Source organism: Neobacillus sp. FW104-15D2 (assembly GCF_058790155.1).
Genome location: NZ_JBYTCJ010000010.1, coordinates 71,726 through 87,506 on the forward strand (window position 1 = coordinate 71,726; position 15,781 = coordinate 87,506).

Genomic DNA, 15,781 nt, shown 5'->3' on the forward strand with positions numbered 1-15,781 from the left:
GTGAAGATCACAAAAAACAGAAAAAGCCCTTGCCAAATTGGCAAAGGCTTTTGAAGATTTTTAATATTAGAATGCTGTTCTAGTCCCGAGATAACGTGTAGTCCAGTAAGAATAAGTGATATCACTTACAGCAACACCATTTGAACCAGCCTGAATCATTTTATTGTTTCCAATATAAATTCCGGCATGCGATGGACCAGTTTTGTAAGTTTGATAGAATAAGATATCACCAGGTCTTGGTGATGATACTGGTGTAGTAGCATCCCAAATTGTTGCCACTGTTCTTGGAAGCGTAATTCCTATCTTGGCAAATACATATTTAACGAATCCGCTGCAATCAAAGCCTGATGGTGTACTTCCTCCCCATACATAAGGAGTTCCTATGTATTTTTTAGCTTCTGCAACAACTGCATCAGCTTTTGAAACGCTGGATGTGGTTGTTGTAGTGGTAGTAGTTGTTGTTGTTGTTGTAACTGAAGTTGAAGTCGCTACTGCTTGTCCACCGATTTTCAAAACTTGACCTACATAAATTGTATCGGAAGTTAATGAGTTAAGTGATTTAATGGCAGAAACAGTAGTTTTATATGTTACCGCAAGTTCTGACAGAGTATCTCCACTTTTTACTGTGTAATTCACTCCAGAAGTTGAAGTTGCTGGAGCAGGAGTCGATGCTGTCGTAACAGTTTGGCTGCTGCCGCTAATTTTCAAGCTTTGTCCCACGTATATAGTATCGGTAGTCAGACCGTTTAGTGATTTAATCCTAGAAACTGATGTGCTGTAAGTTCTTGCAAGATTCCATAAATTATCTCCGCTCTTTACTGTGTAGTTGATCACGGAAGCAGATGTTGTTGTTGCTGCAGTTGTCGTATGGCTGTGAGGTGCCAATAATGATAGTTTTTGATTTACGTAGATTGTATCTCCACTTAAGTTATTCCAAGATTTTAATTGGCTAACTGTTAGATTATTTATTTGAGATATTTTCCAAAGGCTGTCTCCAGATTGAACGTTATAAATATTTTCATGCGCACTTGCAGCTCCCCCGAAAGCTGTTAACATGATCCCTGCTGCAGTTGCTGCACTAAGTATTTGTTTTTTCATCGTTGCACTCCCTTTTTGTATTTCCAAAATTATCTTAACCGACTTTTAAACACTAATAATATCTTTAAAAAATGGTACTATTGGTATTTATATCCACTACAGGAAATACAAGTTAACTTTGTAACAATAATTAGCAATATCTCCAACCCTCATAAAATAAGGGTTTTCAATGGTTATACTGGATAAATTACCAAGCATTTGTAACATTGCTGTAATCTATTTTTAATATTTGAATATAATCTTCACATTTTTGCCAACGCTGCCATAAGTCCTATGTCAATTATCACATTTAATTTCTGTAGAAATATTGTAACAAACGAGAACTCTTTCTTTTGCTCGTTAAATTTATAATGAAACTATAGAAATCTTCATAAAAAACGTATTATCCTGACTAACCTTCAGGAAGCTTTCCTAAATTTAAAAGTCTGGTGTGATGATGATGAACAAAAGCGGACATCCACATGGTATGGGACATCCTCATGGTCTTAGTAAACCAATCGATTATAACGAAAATCCGTACATTGTTATTTGGGAGGTAACCCGTGCCTGCCAGCTGAAATGCGTTCACTGCAGGGCTGATGCCCAGCTCCAGCCTGATCCAAGGGAACTGACAACTGCAGAAGGATTAAAGCTGATTGATGACATTTATGAAATGAATAATCCAATGCTTGTTTTTACGGGCGGGGATTGTATGATGCGGGATGATTTATTTAAGCTTGCTGATTATGCAGTAAAAAAAGGCATGCGGGTTTCCATGACTCCAAGTGCTACAGCAAACGTAACAAAGGAAAAAATGGAGCGGGCAAAGGAAGTCGGATTGTCTCGCTGGGGATTTAGTCTGGATGGCCCAACTCCAGAGATTCATGATCACTTCAGAGGCACACCAGGGTCTTTTGACCTAACCTTAGAAAAAATACAATATTTAAATGAATTAAATTTGCCGCTTCAAATAAATACGGTGATTTCCCGCTATAATTATGATCATCTAGAAGAAATGGCGAAGCTAGTTGGGGAATTAGGGGCTGTTATGTGGTATATATTCCTGCTTGTTCCGACCGGCCGAGGCCAAATGGAAGATTGCATCTCACCTGCTGAGCATGAAAAAGTCTTCCGCTGGCTGTATGAATTAAGCAAAACGGCTCCTTATGATATTAAAACTACCGCAGCCCAGCATTACCGACGTGTGGTTCTTCAGCAGAAAGCACGTGAGCATCTGATTGAAAAAGGCGATATCAACTATTCTGACACCATGACGATGGATCAAACCAGAATGATAGACGGATTAAAGCGTGCACCAAAAGGTGTGAATGACGGTAATGGGTTTGCCTTTGTTTCACATATTGGCGATGTGGTGCCAAGCGGACTTCTGCCAATCGTGGCAGGAAATATCCGTGAAACTCCCCTTGCTGAAATTTATCGTGAATCAAAGGTATTTAAAGACCTTCGTCAGCCTGATAATTACAAAGGCAAATGCGGCGTTTGTGAGTATAACAAAATTTGCGGAGGCTCCCGTTCCAGAACCTACGCTGTTACCGGCGATTATATGGAAAGCGAACCATTTTGCGTATATATTCCGGAAGCCATGCGCCATAAGGAAACAACAGTATAATAGAAGAAAGGCGTTCCCGAGGGTGGGAATGCCTTTCTTCTATATATAGAGCCAAATTAGGTTTTTCCCTTTTATCCCTGGATATACGCCGTCGAAATTATGGGGAGGAATTTGCTCATGTATACTTTCCTCCATCAATCGTAGGCTTACTTAGAAGTTCGTTCTCTCTTCTATTATCTAACCTAATAAAATTTTTCTTATGATAATCTCTTGCTGATTTATCATAAAATTTTATGTATGTTTATCATTTCAAGTATAATGGACAATAGTCGGATTTTGCATAGGATTTTCCTTAGAGAGAACCCTATCAGTAAGTCAGATAATACTAATAAATGAGGTACATATATGTTAAAAGGTTTTGAAGAGTATCAGTTAAGCAGTGAAATTTCTAGAGCACTTGCTTTGTTAAAATACGAAAACCCTACTGAGGTTCAGAGTGAGGTTATACCTGTTGCATTGAAAAAGCAGGATCTTGTTGTAAAATCCCAAACAGGCAGCGGTAAAACAGCCTCCTTCGGCATACCCATTTGCGAGATGATTGAATGGGAGGAAAAAAAGCCCCAAGCCTTAATCCTAACCCCAACGAGGGAGCTTGCCGTTCAAGTTCAGGAAGATATCTCAAATATCGGTCGTTTTAAACGAATTAAAGCGCTGGCTGTTTATGGGAAAGAACCTTTTTCGAAACAAAAAGAAGAATTGAAACAAAAAACGCATGCAGTTGTTGGTACACCCGGCCGTGTAATGGACCATATCGATAGAGGAACACTCGAACTTGACCAAATAAAGTTTGTTATCATCGATGAAGCAGACGAAATGCTGAACATGGGTTTTATTAATGATGTAGAATCGATTATAAATCAATTACCTTCAAACAGAGTTACGATGGTATTTTCCGCAACACTACCGAAAGATGTTGAAAATCTTTGTCATAAATATATGAAAGATCCAGTCAATATTGAGATTGCCACTACTGTCGGAATGACTACTGACACAATCGAGCACTCTGTAATCGAAGTCAAAACAGAAAATAAAATTCAGATTCTCAAAGACATCACGGTTGTAGAAAATCCAGATAGCTGTATCATTTTTTGCAATACAAAAGATCATGTTGATACCTTGTTTGAAGAGCTGGACAAATCCGGGTATTCTTGTGAAAAGCTTCATGGCGGCCTGGAACAGGAAGACCGCTTCGGTGTTATGAATGGTTTTAAACTAGGGAACTTCCGTTATCTTATCGCCACTGATGTCGCAGCAAGAGGCATTGATGTTGATAATATAACACTTGTTATCAACTACGACGTTCCATCAGAAAAAGAGAGCTATGTCCACAGAACAGGAAGAACCGGACGATCCGGTAATAAAGGAAAAGCGATTACGCTAGCCACTTCATATGAGGGGAAATCCCTTAAAGCAATAGAAAAATACATTGGCTTTGAGATTCTTAAAATGGAAGCTCCACTCCCAGAGGAAGTTTCTAAAGGTAAAGCTGCATTCGAGGAAAAAATTGCTGGTCGGCGAGTGGTGAAAAACAACAAAACAGCTCGTGTAAACAAAGATATTACTAAACTCCATTTCAACGGGGGAAAAAAGAAGAAGATTAGAGCGCTGGATTTCGTAGGCTCGATTACTAAAATACCAGGGGTAACTGCGGAGGATATTGGTATTATCACCATAAAGGATGCAATGTCCTACGTTGACATTCTAAATGGAAAAGGATCGCTTGTCCTTCAAGCCATGGAGAATACAACAATCAAAGGAAAGAAATTGCGAGTCAGCAAGGCGATTAAATAAGGAATAAAAAAGAATTCAGCTCAACAGGCTTCTGTTAATCCCCATAAAAACATAACCCTCCAGCTCCTTTTAAAACAGGATTGGAGGGTTTTATTGTTATTCAAATTGTTTTCAAAGTGAAATTTTAATAAATCCCGGTTCTCATATGGGATTCCCCTCTTACTTTTCTGCCTCTTTGAAGAACTTCCAGATGCGGTCAAAATCCCGATAATCGTCCAGATAGAAGTTCGCTTCCGCCTCATGGTTCTGGAATGCACAGGTTCCAATTCCAAGTTCTCTTGCCGGCTGAAGATCAAGATCCCTGTCTCCGATAACGAGATCAATCCGGTGCTTCCGGTGCAAATGCCGGTAAGCGGAAGTATCAGGCTTTCTTGGATAACCATCATCCCCTGCAATAATATCCGCAAAATACTGGTCTAGCCCATGAATTTGCAGCACCTTCCAGACATCCTCCCGCTCCTTGTGTGTCATAATCACATTCTTCTCGGCAAGTTTTAATACCTCTTCCACTCCCGGAAAGGGTTCGAATTCCTCGGCCTTAAGCCCTCTTACTTTTTGCATCATCTTCCTGCTCTGCTCCTCCGTCATTTTGAAAAAACGAAAGGCATGTCCAAATGATACCTTCAACTGAGCCAATGCTTCCTCTTCAGTTGCTGAGTCACCCAGCATCTCTTTTAACAGTTTTGTATAGGAGGGATATGTATTAAACAGCGTCCCATCAAAATCCCATAATATATTCATCTGCGGTTCCCCCTTTGTACTATATTATTATTTTACTGCCCGATATCGCTGTTTTAAAACCTTCCTTTTTCATGTGTATTTTTCATATTTACGGGTATGAGTTTTAAAGAATGTTGAAAGGCGGTGTTTTGTATGTGGTTTAAAGATGATGAAAATGAAGACTTTGAAGCTGAAAATTTGACTGATTTGGCAAGGATTATTAATGCCAAAAATAACACGGACAAAATCAATAAAATTATTGAACAAAATGAATCTAAAAACAACAGGAATTCTTAAATAGGCATTGCCTTCGGGCTTTGCCTTTTTCTTTATAGAAGGGCAATCATCCAGACAACCATGCTTACTTTTCAATAAACTAGTGGTAAGGAGGTTTATAATTATGGAAATTTCGATTAATATCGGTCAATTTGAAGTTCACTCGATTAGCAATAATGCCAATATTAATTTTCAATCGACCTACCAGAACAGCCACACTGCCAATTCTGTGAATATTGGCGCTAACTATAACTTCGGTGATAACTCCCCTTCTTCCTGTACCCAAAATGTAAAAGGAAATGAAATGACAATCTGCCAGCAGCCATCCTCTGGTGAAGACTAAAATACGCGCTTGAAAAAGTTTTTGTTTTCTTTTTTTCTTCCTTTCAAATAATATGAAAGAAGAAAAGTTTAAATTGAAGGAGAAACAATGATACGAACAGTCGCTATAAATGAAAATAATGAGTTGATTCGAGACCTTTCTGTTGCGGAAGTCGCTGCGGGAAATTTTTTGTGGTACTGGATTGACTTCCATCCAACACAAGAGGAAGAAGTTGAATATTTGAGATCACCTCTTAACTTCCACCCTCTGGCTATTGAAGATTGTATGCATCACCTGCAGCGCCCAAAATTGGACTACTACGAAGACCATACATTTTTTGTCGTGCAGGCTTTAAATGCAACTACATTCTCCAGAGAAGAAGTAGATTTCTTTTTAGGAGAGAATTACATAGTTTCATTTCATTATCAAACATCTTCCGAGATTGACGAGGTGTGGGAGCGGTTTTCCCAAACCAAAAACGTCCCGTATTGGAATCCCTCTTTAATTCTTTATCATATACTCGATAAAATGGTCGATAACTACTTCCCGCCTGTTTATCAGATAGAGGATACTCTTAATGAATTAGACGAGAACTCACAGGGCCGGACCATGGAGGTGTTGCTTGAGGATTTATTCGACACGCGCCACCATCTTTTATCTCTCAGGCATACGGTCAATCCAATGAGGGATTTAGTTTACAGAATTATTAACTCCCAAAGGCTGCCGGATATTCTGGCAAGGAAGGAGTATTTTTCAGATATTCATGATCACTTACTTAAGTTAAGTGAAATGATCGAGGCGAACCGTGAATTAACCACTGATATTCGTGACAGCTATATATCACTGAATTCACATCAAACCAACCATGTTATGAAGGTAATGACTCTTTTTACAACCATTTTCATGCCTCTTACCTTTATAGCCGGAGTTTACGGAATGAATTTTAAGTATATGCCTGAATTAAACCTTAAATATGGTTACTTTATAGCCCTCGCTATCATGTTTACGGTTGGAATTAGTATGTCCCTATGGTTTCGGAAAAAAGGCTGGTTTAAATAACTGTTGTACAAGCTGATCCCTGCCGGTCAGCTTTTTTCTATTCCTCCGGGTTCGTTTCAATCAAAGTAGGGTATGTTGATACTATAGGTAATTTTTGAGGAGGATTCCCTCATGCAGCATATTAAATTAACTGAAAAGAAGGTAAAGAAGGCTACTTTTCAATTTATCTTTCCTTTTGCGATGGCTTCTACTAATGAAAGTGAATTGATTTCTTTTTTACTTAAGCAAGGGTTTGACCGTTTCCACCTGGACGAGCTTAATAAAGAAAGAGATTATTATGGAGAATTCCAAGTTTCTCATAAAGATATGGAGGCTTACTATCTCCCTTTTACAAACAAAGTTCTTTTTCCGCATACCGATAAGCAAAAAGGATTCCATCGTTTTTCCAAAAAGGCCGACTTAAATTGCAGACTTAAAACGGAACATATTGACGTCCCTTTTTATATTCATTCACTTGATGTCACTTTATGTCCTTTTCACTTGGGATTTATTACCATAAGGACAGAAGTTGCGAATTTTTCGGATATTCCCTTCTCTCATGTTGTGGAAATGGCGGCACGATTTCGTGTTCTGGAGCCAAGGACTTCCCGTGACCGTCAAACAGAAATTCACTTGGATGATAAAACTTTTAAACAAGTAGAAAATTTTATCTTTAAAGAGCTTTATCCCGGACTTCCTGATTATTTTGAACGGGAAAATATAAACGGTGCCTACTTTGAAACCTTCCCATTTTTCGAGGATGAAAAAATGTATGTAGCGTCTCTTATTTGTTTAAACGAAAACGAAAAGGTAGAGAGAGTGGATGTATATCGAGCAGGTGACCTAAATGGATTAAATCGAAATGGAGAACCGTTTGTCACTTCCCACAATCTAGCGTATATCCATAGATATTTAAAAAGAAATGGTTATGATCGCTGGGCCCCGTTCACCTACTATATGATGGATGAGCATTCCTTTACCTGCCTTACAAATGAGAACAGCATGCTGCCTGAGCTTGCAGCCCAGATGTACGGGGAATTTTATTATGGACTATTGCTTAATCTCTTTCATAAAATAGTACTTTTAAAAATGGCGAGTGATTATTCAGAAATCGAAATTGAGCAGGATACGGAAAAAATTGAAAGACTGATTCACTCGATTAACTCTTTTACAGCGAATTTCTTTTTCCTAGAGCTGGCAACACAATCACAAGGCAGGGAGATTTTTGTTCACCTTCGGAAGGTTTTCCAAATAGACGCCCTTTATCAAGATGCTAGGCAGACACTTAATAGCTTATACCGTTATCAGGAACAGGTTTCTTCCAAGCAAACCAGCTTCCTCCTCTTGATTTTAACTCTATATACTGTGGTCAGCGGGATATTGGGAATGAACCTGGTGATTCATGATTTAAAAGGAAAAGTGAATTGGAGCCATTTTTCTTCATATGGACCGTTTGAGTACATTGCTCTAATTACGACAATCAGCGGCCTTATTGTTTCTGCGTATCTTGGAATTCAAAGCCTGATTAAATGGCAGCGGGATCGAAGAAAGAGAAGGCAATGGTCTTCCCAAGCCATTCTCTCCACAAAAAAATAAACATCAGCTTCAGCGGCTGATGTTTTTTCTTTATTTCCATTCTTTATAATCAATTGTTCCGCCTGTTAAATCCAGTGTATTGCGCTCACCTTTATAAAAAAGCTTCTCACCCTTTTGAACAATGAGATTTTCGTATGTGTTTACATCTTTACCATTCGGAAGGTGGACGACGACTTTTCTTCCCATATCCTGTTTTGGTGCTTCAATTCGGATGTTGTTTTGTGAATATTGATTCAGCCACATAAAACCGCCCACTAAAATTGCGCAGGACAGAATGAAAAAAATCAAACCCTTCAAATGAAATTGCTTCGGTCTTTCATGGTATAGTTCCAATCTGGTCAATTTTTTCTCCCCCCTGTTTTCATAATCCTGCGTTGGAAATAATGAATAATTGCTGTATGCCTTAGACGCAGGATGAGTCTACTCCCATTATTACCCGGGTGTACCATTTCTTAATCCTTTTTTTTAGAAAAACTTGGCATTCGCCATGCCTTTTTGGCGGATGCCCTAGTTTTTCTTATGCGTTCAGAATTTATTGATATAAATCTGATTAGCCAAAAAAACATTTACAATTTCTACAATATGCAGAAGATCTAAAATATTTCCTAGTAAAATCCTTATTTTTATGAAAGATAGGAGATGAAGTATATAAATCAGTTATAATAAAAAAATGAGAAATATTTAGAAAAGGAGTTTTGAAAATGACTTTTAATCGCACAGAGGAAACCTTTCAGCTTTTAAAAGAGCTTGTTTCTATACCAAGCCCTTCCGGCAACACAAATGAGGTCATTCGTTTTGTAGAGGATTTTTTAACAGAGATAAAGGTTGAACATAAAAGAAACCGAAAAGGCGGTCTAATTGCTACTCTTCCCGGTAAAGATAATAGCCAGCACCGTATGCTTACTGCCCATGTTGATACTCTGGGTGCGATGGTAAAAGAGATTAAATCCAGTGGCAGACTTCGCATCGATCTAATCGGAGGGTTCAAGTACAACTCTATTGAAGGAGAGTACTGCCAGATCGAGACGAGCTCCGGAAAAAAATATACCGGCACCATTCTGATGCACCAGACCTCCGTTCATGTTTATAAGGATGCCGGCAAAGCGGAACGCGACCAGGTGAATATGGAAATTCGCCTTGATGAAAGAGTACATAACGCAGAAGAAGTAAAGGCTCTAGGAATTGAAGTCGGTGACTTTGTTTCCTTTGATCCACGAGTGGAAATTACTCCAAGTGGATTTATCAAATCAAGACATTTGGATGACAAGGCTAGTGTGGCCATTCTTCTTCAGCTCATTAAACAGATAAAAGAAGAGAAATTAGAACTTCCCTATACGACGCATTTCTTAATTTCCAACAATGAAGAAATCGGCTATGGCGGCAACTCGAATATAACTCCTGAAACAGTGGAATATCTGGCAGTCGACATGGGTGCTATGGGTGACGGCCAGTCTACAGATGAATACACGGTTTCGATTTGTGTAAAGGATGCAAGCGGCCCATACAATTATGAACTTAGAAAAAGACTAGTCCGACTTGCAGAAGCAAACAACGTTGGATACAAGCTTGATATCTACCCTTTTTATGGTTCTGATGCATCCGCTGCGATCCGTTCTGGCCATGATATCGTTCATGGTTTAATTGGACCGGGAATTGACTCTTCTCACGCCTTTGAAAGAACTCATCAAACGTCTATTGAGAATACAGGAAAGCTTCTCTATCATTACCTACAGTCTGAAATGAATTATTAGAAAAGCGCAAGCTCCCGTTCAGCACAAGCAGCTGCCCGTTTGATTAGAGAACATGAAGCTTTGCGACGCGCTAACACTGTAATTATGCTATGGTGCAGCAGCACTTTAAAAGTTCGAGGGAGAACTGGGATGGACATAGTTGCACCAAGTATCATCGGTCATACTATGCAAGATACTCAAGGAGCTTTTTCTAAGATGACCACTCGCTGGGCGTTGGAGCTACCATACTTTCTATCCCCTTACAGAAGCCGGAGGATTTTTCGATAATGAATGGCATGGGTTATGGTGACAGCGGGATGTCAGTTGGAGTTTCAGCCCGAAAGATGATTACATGCATTACTTGGATGCACGCGTGCATTCCTGAATGATTACGTGCATTCACAGATGTACACGTGCATTCCTCATTTAGATTCGTGCATTTCTCTTAGAAAAACATGCATTACTCTTGGAAATTCGTGCATTTCTCTTAGAAAAACGTGCATTACTCTTGGAAATTCGTGCATTACTTTGATAAATTCGTGCATTTCTCAGTCGAGCACGATATAAGTGACACGCTCGGGATGTATTTTAGTGAAAAATTTGACTCTTTTATATCATTTTCAGCTTCAAGTTTATAAAAGATCATCTACTTCTTTAAAAATCTTTATTTTTTATTAAAAAATGATAGAAAACCAATGTTAACCAATTAATTTGCGAGTATATCTAGAAAAAAGATCAACGGAGTTCAGTCGATACTGTTTTCGATGTTATTTCCGTTATCTGCACCTCTTCTAGGTCACACTTGCATCGCTTATGTTAATGTCTATGAAATGTTAAAAGCGCTTTTCTTGAATTATCGATGCCCGTTATTCCAATCATTAGAATTGACAGCAGGTTCCCAACCGGCTGTCTTTTTTTGCCTCTTTTTGCTGCGTTTTTTGACGAAGAGAAAACTCAAAAAATCTGAAACGAAACCACCTTTCTAAGCGACTAAAATGTTGTAACTAAACAAAAAAAATTGGGGGTTTTTACATGGCTTTACGTTTTTCAAAAAAACTTTTGGCAGGTTTCACGGTTTTGGCAATGGCAATCGCATTTATGTTTGCTTCTTCCATGGACAAGGCACATGCAACAGTCTCATGGGGACAAGAAGTAACAGCTGTAGGCATGCTTTCCCTTGGAAATCCATATAAATGGAATGGCACTACTCCAAAAGGTTTTGATGCTTCCGGTTATACACAGTATGTATTTAAAACATCCGCAGCTAAAATGGCTCTCCCCCACTCTTCAAAGGAACAGTATAAGCTGGGTAAAGCTGTTACCTTAAAAAACCTTAAAGAAGGCGATTTGATTTTCTTTAACACAAGCGGAAAAGGTGTTTCATTCGTAGGAATTTATTTAAACAATAATCAGTTCCTTGCTGTAACGGTCAATAAAGGGGTTTCCATCCAATCACTTTCAGCAAAATATTGGAAAGACCGCTATGTTGGTGCAAAAAGAGTATTAATGGAATATTAATTACTATATCCGCTCGCTTTCTTCGGACGGTTCGTAAGTCTCCTCGACTGCGCCTCCAGGGTCTCTCTTGGACCGCTTGGACCGCTGGATGCTCGCAAATGGCTGAATCAACATTTTCTATTCAGTAGTGAGCGTTAATATATGTAGAAATTAAAATGAACAAGAAGGCCATTTTCCCAAATGGCCTTTTTCATTTGTTTTTTTCATAAAAATTGGCCAATCCTCTTTCTATTAGGTTTCTTCTTCCTAAGAAAGGGAAATTACTTAGAGAGAGAAAAAGGAGGTTCATTCCAATGGAAAATTTAGTACAAGGTAAAGTTGCATTTGTAACAGGAACAGGCTCCGGGATTGGAAGAGCCGCAGCATTGAAGCTTGCAGAACAGGGAGCAAAGATCGCCCTTATTGATATTAAGGCTCAGAACTGCGAAAAAGTTAAAAAGCAAATTGAGGAAAAAGGCGGGGAAGCAATTGTCCTCGAAGCAGATATCTCCTCTCCTGAACAGATAAGAAGCTGTTACGAAAAGACGGTTGAAGCATGGGGGAAAATTGACATCGTTTTTGCAAATGCCGGAATAAACGGCGTCATGGCAGCAATCGAAGACCTTGAGCCGGAAGACTGGGATACAACCATTAATACCAATTTGAAGGGAACTTTCCTGACAGTTAAATATGCTATCCCTTATATGAAGGAAAATGGCGGAAGCATTATTATCACAAGTTCCATTAACGGTAACCGTGTCTATCGAAACTTTGGTTTTTCCGCTTACGCTACCTCAAAAATTGGGCAAATGGGCTTCGGTAAAATGGCGGCACTTGAACTATCCACATACAAAATACGGGTAAATATTATCTGTCCTGGTGCGATTGAAACTAATATCGACCAAAATACCTTCCCTGAAGAAGAAAGTCTTGAAAAGGTTAAAATACCAATCGAATTCCCTGAAGGCGACCAGCCGCTGGAAAACGGGCCAGGAAAACCTTCTCAGGTTGGAGACCTGGTATTGTTCCTTGCCTCTGACATGTCTTCCCATATCACGGGGACCGAAGTTTATATCGATGGAGCAGAGTCTCTTCTTTAAAGATATTCCGGCACATAAAAGTGCCGGTTTTATTTTGTCTTTTTAAGATTTCAGCAAGCTTATCATACAATTTAATAATTTTCTCATTTAATTTTAATGTTTCCAACGTAAAATCGATTTAAGATATGAAAGGTGATTTTAAATGAGGCAGGTGAAAAACCATGCTCAACAAAGTTAAAGTTTTTTTCCAGCTTAAGCGTACAAAATGGGCTGTTCGCTTTCTTTATTATGCTCTTATATTGCTTTTGCTCTTTTTTATGTATGGATTTAATGATGCTAGTTCCGGGTCTTATATCTACAATGATTTTTAATCCTGGAGGTACTTTAACATGAAATTATTATACAACATAGAAGATATTGCTTTAAAACAGCCTGAAAAATTGGCTTTTATTTCGACAACTACAGAAATTAGCTACGGTGACCTTTGGAGTCAATCGGAAAGATTTGCGGGATTTTTTCATGGCCTTCAGTTGAAGAATGCTTCTCCCATCCTAGTTTATGGCCATATGGAGCCAGAAATGCTTATAGCCTTTCTTGGGTCGGTAAAAGCAGGTCATCCGTACATTCCAATTGATACATCCATCCCCTTGGAACGGATTATAAAAATACTTGAAAGCTCAAAGGCTGAGCTGCTGGTTAATTTGTCAGGGAACCCCCTGCCGATTGAACAGCCAACTATTAGAATTATAACTCTTGAAGAAATTGAGTCTTTTCATTTTAATGGTAGAGCTTCTCATGATAACTGGGTTCAAGATGAAGAAAACTTTTATATTATCTATACATCAGGAAGTACGGGAAATCCAAAAGGAGTTCAAATTTCTTCCAGCAATCTGCAAAGCTTTACGGACTGGATGTTAAAGGACTTCCCCATTAAGAACGGGCTACGATTCTTAAACCAGGCTCCCTTCTCCTTTGATTTGTCTGTAATGGACCTGTACCCTTCCCTTGCAAGCGGCGGTACACTTTTTGCCATTACGAAGGAAATGATTGCGAAGCCGAAGATCCTTTTTGAAGAGCTGAAGAAATCCAATGTCCAGGTTTGGACCTCTACACCATCTTTTGTTCAGATGTGTCTGATGGATCCTTCTTTTAAGGAAGAGCTGCTTCCTGAGCTTCATCTATTTCTATTCTGCGGTGAAATTCTGCCGGCAGTCATCAGCCGCCAGTTAAAAGAACGCTTCCCGAAAGCAGCCGTATATAATACTTATGGCCCGACTGAAGCAACAGTGGCTGTTACGTCCGTTGAAATAACGGAAGAAATATTAGAGCGCTTTCCAGTCCTACCTGTTGGACAGCCAAAGAGTGACACCCGCCTCCTCTTGCTTGACGAAAACGGAACAGAAGTACTTGAAGGTGAGAAAGGCGAAATAGTAATTGTCGGACCTAGTGTCAGCAAAGGTTATTTAGGACAAGCGGAAATAACCGAAAAAGCTTTTTACACCCAAGATGGCCAAATGTCTTACCGTACCGGTGATGCCGGGTATATGGAAAAAGGTCTTCTCTTCTACAAGGGCCGGATGGACTTCCAAATCAAGCTTCATGGCTACCGGATGGAGCTGGAGGAAATTGAGCACCAGATTGCGAAGTCGCAGTATGTAAAAGCAGCTGTTGTTATCCCGGTTACACAAAATGAAAAAATCGAATACTTGATGGCAGCCATCGTTCCAGCGGAACATTCATTTGAAAAGGAATTCCAGCTTACTGCTGCTATCAAAAAGGAACTCGGGGAGGCCCTGCCTGCCTATATGATTCCAAGGAAATTTACCTACCGGGACGCTTTGCCGATGACAGCAAATGGCAAAGTAGACCGAAAATTAATTAAAGAAAAGGTATTGTTATGACACCCTATGGATCCTTTACATTCTTCTTCATCCTGGCTGTCCTGCTGACACCAACTATTATTCTTGGACTGACAGGAAGAAGATTTCATAAATACAATATGTTTATTTCTCTAGTTGCCCTGGCGATTATTTTTGCAGGGAATTTAAGAGGAACGATCGCCCTTATTATTTTTACCATTTGGCAGGTTCTATTGATTAAAGGCTATCTGGCCTATCGAAAAAACCATAATAGCACTTTGGTATTCTGCCTAGCCGTTATTGCTTCCATTTTTCCGTTATTTATTTCAAAAATTACCCCTCTGTTGGGTACGGTCAATTGGATTGGTTTTCTGGGAATTTCCTATTTAACCTTTAAAGGCACACAACTGATCATTGAAACACGGGACGGACTGATAAAAAAAGGCCTTCCACTGACTAGATTGCTATATTTTATTTTATTTTTCCCGACCATATCATCTGGTCCGATCGATCGTTACCGCCGTTTTGAAAAGGATGAACAGGCGGAACTTACACAGGAGCAGTATAAGCTGCTTTTATATGAAGGAATTAATAAAATCTTTTTAGGATTTTTATATAAATACATTATTGGGTATTCAATCAACCATTTCTTTATTGCAAATCTAAGATTTATCGCACACAGCGATTTTCAAAATCATCTTTACTATATGTATGGATATAGTCTTTATCTATTTTTTGACTTTGCCGGCTACAGCGCTTTTGCAATTGGCGTCAGCTATATCATGGGTATCAAATCACCAGAAAACTTCAATAAGCCTTTTATCAGCCGAAATATAAAGGACTTCTGGAATCGCTGGCACATGAGCCTCTCCTTCTGGTTCAGGGATTATGTATATATGCGCTTTGTTTTCTGGGTTACTAAGAAAAGATGGATAAAAAGTAGAAATGCCACCTCCAATTTAGGTTATATTCTGTTATTCTTATTAATGGGTTTCTGGCATGGCATCGAAATCCAATATATAGTATACGGAATCTACCATGCCCTGCTCATGGTTGCTTATAACACATTTGAAACCTTTAATAAAAAGCATAAATGGTGGCCGAAAAACAAAGTTACACATGTTTTAGCTATTATCATTACGTTCCATTTTGTTTGCTTTGGTTTTTATATTTTTTCAGGACAATTATTTTAAAAAGGGAGTATG

Annotated in this window: 15 protein-coding genes; 12 read left to right on the top strand and 3 right to left on the bottom strand. The window is 39.0% G+C overall.

Annotated elements, in window-relative coordinates; all coding sequences use genetic code 11:
* Positions 1-66 precede the first annotated feature (66 nt).
* Entirely contained in the window at positions 67-1,098 is a 1,032-nt protein-coding gene (locus AC3WR0_RS10065; protein WP_492552193.1) for a C40 family peptidase, read from the bottom strand.
* Positions 1,099-1,537: 439 nt separating this feature from the next.
* Here AC3WR0_RS10065 and AC3WR0_RS10070 point away from each other — a divergent pair, with 439 nt between their 5' ends.
* Positions 1,538-2,707: a TIGR04053 family radical SAM/SPASM domain-containing protein gene (locus AC3WR0_RS10070; protein ID WP_492552262.1), complete on the top strand. Its 1,170-nt coding sequence runs from the start codon at positions 1,538-1,540 to the stop codon at positions 2,705-2,707.
* Positions 2,708-3,052: 345 nt separating this feature from the next.
* On the top strand, positions 3,053-4,498 hold the full coding sequence (locus AC3WR0_RS10075) for a DEAD/DEAH box helicase (protein ID WP_492552194.1): 1,446 nt from the start codon (positions 3,053-3,055) through the stop codon (positions 4,496-4,498).
* A 159-nt stretch (positions 4,499-4,657) separates the two neighbouring features.
* Here the strand turns inward: AC3WR0_RS10075 and AC3WR0_RS10080 are convergent, their stop codons facing one another.
* Positions 4,658-5,239, bottom strand: coding sequence for an HAD-IA family hydrolase (locus AC3WR0_RS10080; protein ID WP_492552195.1), 582 nt, complete (start codon positions 5,237-5,239; stop codon positions 4,658-4,660).
* A gap of 132 nt (positions 5,240-5,371) precedes the next feature.
* Between AC3WR0_RS10080 and AC3WR0_RS10085 the strand changes: the two genes are divergently transcribed.
* The 4 genes from AC3WR0_RS10085 to AC3WR0_RS10100 all read left to right on the top strand — a co-directional run bounded on the left by AC3WR0_RS10085 (position 5,372) and on the right by AC3WR0_RS10100 (position 8,450).
* Complete coding sequence (locus AC3WR0_RS10085) at positions 5,372-5,515, top strand: hypothetical protein (RefSeq protein ID WP_492552196.1); 144 nt, start codon at positions 5,372-5,374, stop codon at positions 5,513-5,515.
* A 103-nt stretch (positions 5,516-5,618) separates the two neighbouring features.
* A complete protein-coding gene (locus AC3WR0_RS10090) occupies positions 5,619-5,837 on the top strand; it encodes a hypothetical protein (protein WP_492552197.1) in 219 nt (72 codons plus the stop codon).
* Positions 5,838-5,924: 87 nt separating this feature from the next.
* Positions 5,925-6,875 carry a magnesium/cobalt transporter CorA gene (corA, locus tag AC3WR0_RS10095; RefSeq protein ID WP_492552198.1) on the top strand — a complete coding sequence of 317 codons (951 nt, stop codon included), beginning with the start codon at positions 5,925-5,927 and terminating at the stop codon, positions 6,873-6,875.
* Between the two features lie 111 nt (positions 6,876-6,986).
* The gene (locus AC3WR0_RS10100; protein WP_492552199.1) at positions 6,987-8,450 is read left to right on the top strand and encodes a hypothetical protein; all 1,464 of its coding nucleotides are present in this window, start codon (positions 6,987-6,989) and stop codon (positions 8,448-8,450) included.
* Between the two features lie 30 nt (positions 8,451-8,480).
* On the opposite strand, the gene AC3WR0_RS10105 is transcribed toward AC3WR0_RS10100, so the two are convergent.
* Positions 8,481-8,792, bottom strand: coding sequence for a hypothetical protein (locus tag AC3WR0_RS10105; RefSeq protein ID WP_027322844.1), 312 nt, complete (start codon positions 8,790-8,792; stop codon positions 8,481-8,483).
* 359 nt (positions 8,793-9,151) lie between these two features.
* Between AC3WR0_RS10105 and AC3WR0_RS10110 the strand changes: the two genes are divergently transcribed.
* The 6 genes from AC3WR0_RS10110 to dltB all read left to right on the top strand — a co-directional run bounded on the left by AC3WR0_RS10110 (position 9,152) and on the right by dltB (position 15,769).
* Complete coding sequence (locus tag AC3WR0_RS10110) at positions 9,152-10,201, top strand: M42 family metallopeptidase (protein ID WP_492552200.1); 1,050 nt, start codon at positions 9,152-9,154, stop codon at positions 10,199-10,201.
* Between the two features lie 1,011 nt (positions 10,202-11,212).
* Complete coding sequence (locus AC3WR0_RS10115) at positions 11,213-11,698, top strand: C40 family peptidase (protein ID WP_492552201.1); 486 nt, start codon at positions 11,213-11,215, stop codon at positions 11,696-11,698.
* Between the two features lie 293 nt (positions 11,699-11,991).
* Entirely contained in the window at positions 11,992-12,777 is a 786-nt protein-coding gene (locus tag AC3WR0_RS10120; protein WP_492552202.1) for an SDR family oxidoreductase, read from the top strand.
* A 161-nt stretch (positions 12,778-12,938) separates the two neighbouring features.
* Positions 12,939-13,088 carry a teichoic acid D-Ala incorporation-associated protein DltX gene (gene dltX, locus AC3WR0_RS10125; RefSeq protein ID WP_027322840.1) on the top strand — a complete coding sequence of 50 codons (150 nt, stop codon included), beginning with the start codon at positions 12,939-12,941 and terminating at the stop codon, positions 13,086-13,088.
* A gap of 18 nt (positions 13,089-13,106) precedes the next feature.
* Positions 13,107-14,618 (top strand): D-alanine--poly(phosphoribitol) ligase subunit DltA, encoded by a 1,512-nt coding sequence (gene dltA / locus AC3WR0_RS10130; RefSeq protein ID WP_492552203.1) that lies wholly within the window; start codon positions 13,107-13,109, stop codon positions 14,616-14,618.
* The gene (gene dltB / locus AC3WR0_RS10135; protein ID WP_492552204.1) at positions 14,615-15,769 is read left to right on the top strand and encodes a D-alanyl-lipoteichoic acid biosynthesis protein DltB; all 1,155 of its coding nucleotides are present in this window, start codon (positions 14,615-14,617) and stop codon (positions 15,767-15,769) included. The genes dltA and dltB overlap by 4 nt, the downstream gene beginning before the upstream one ends.
* Positions 15,770-15,781 lie beyond the last annotated feature (12 nt).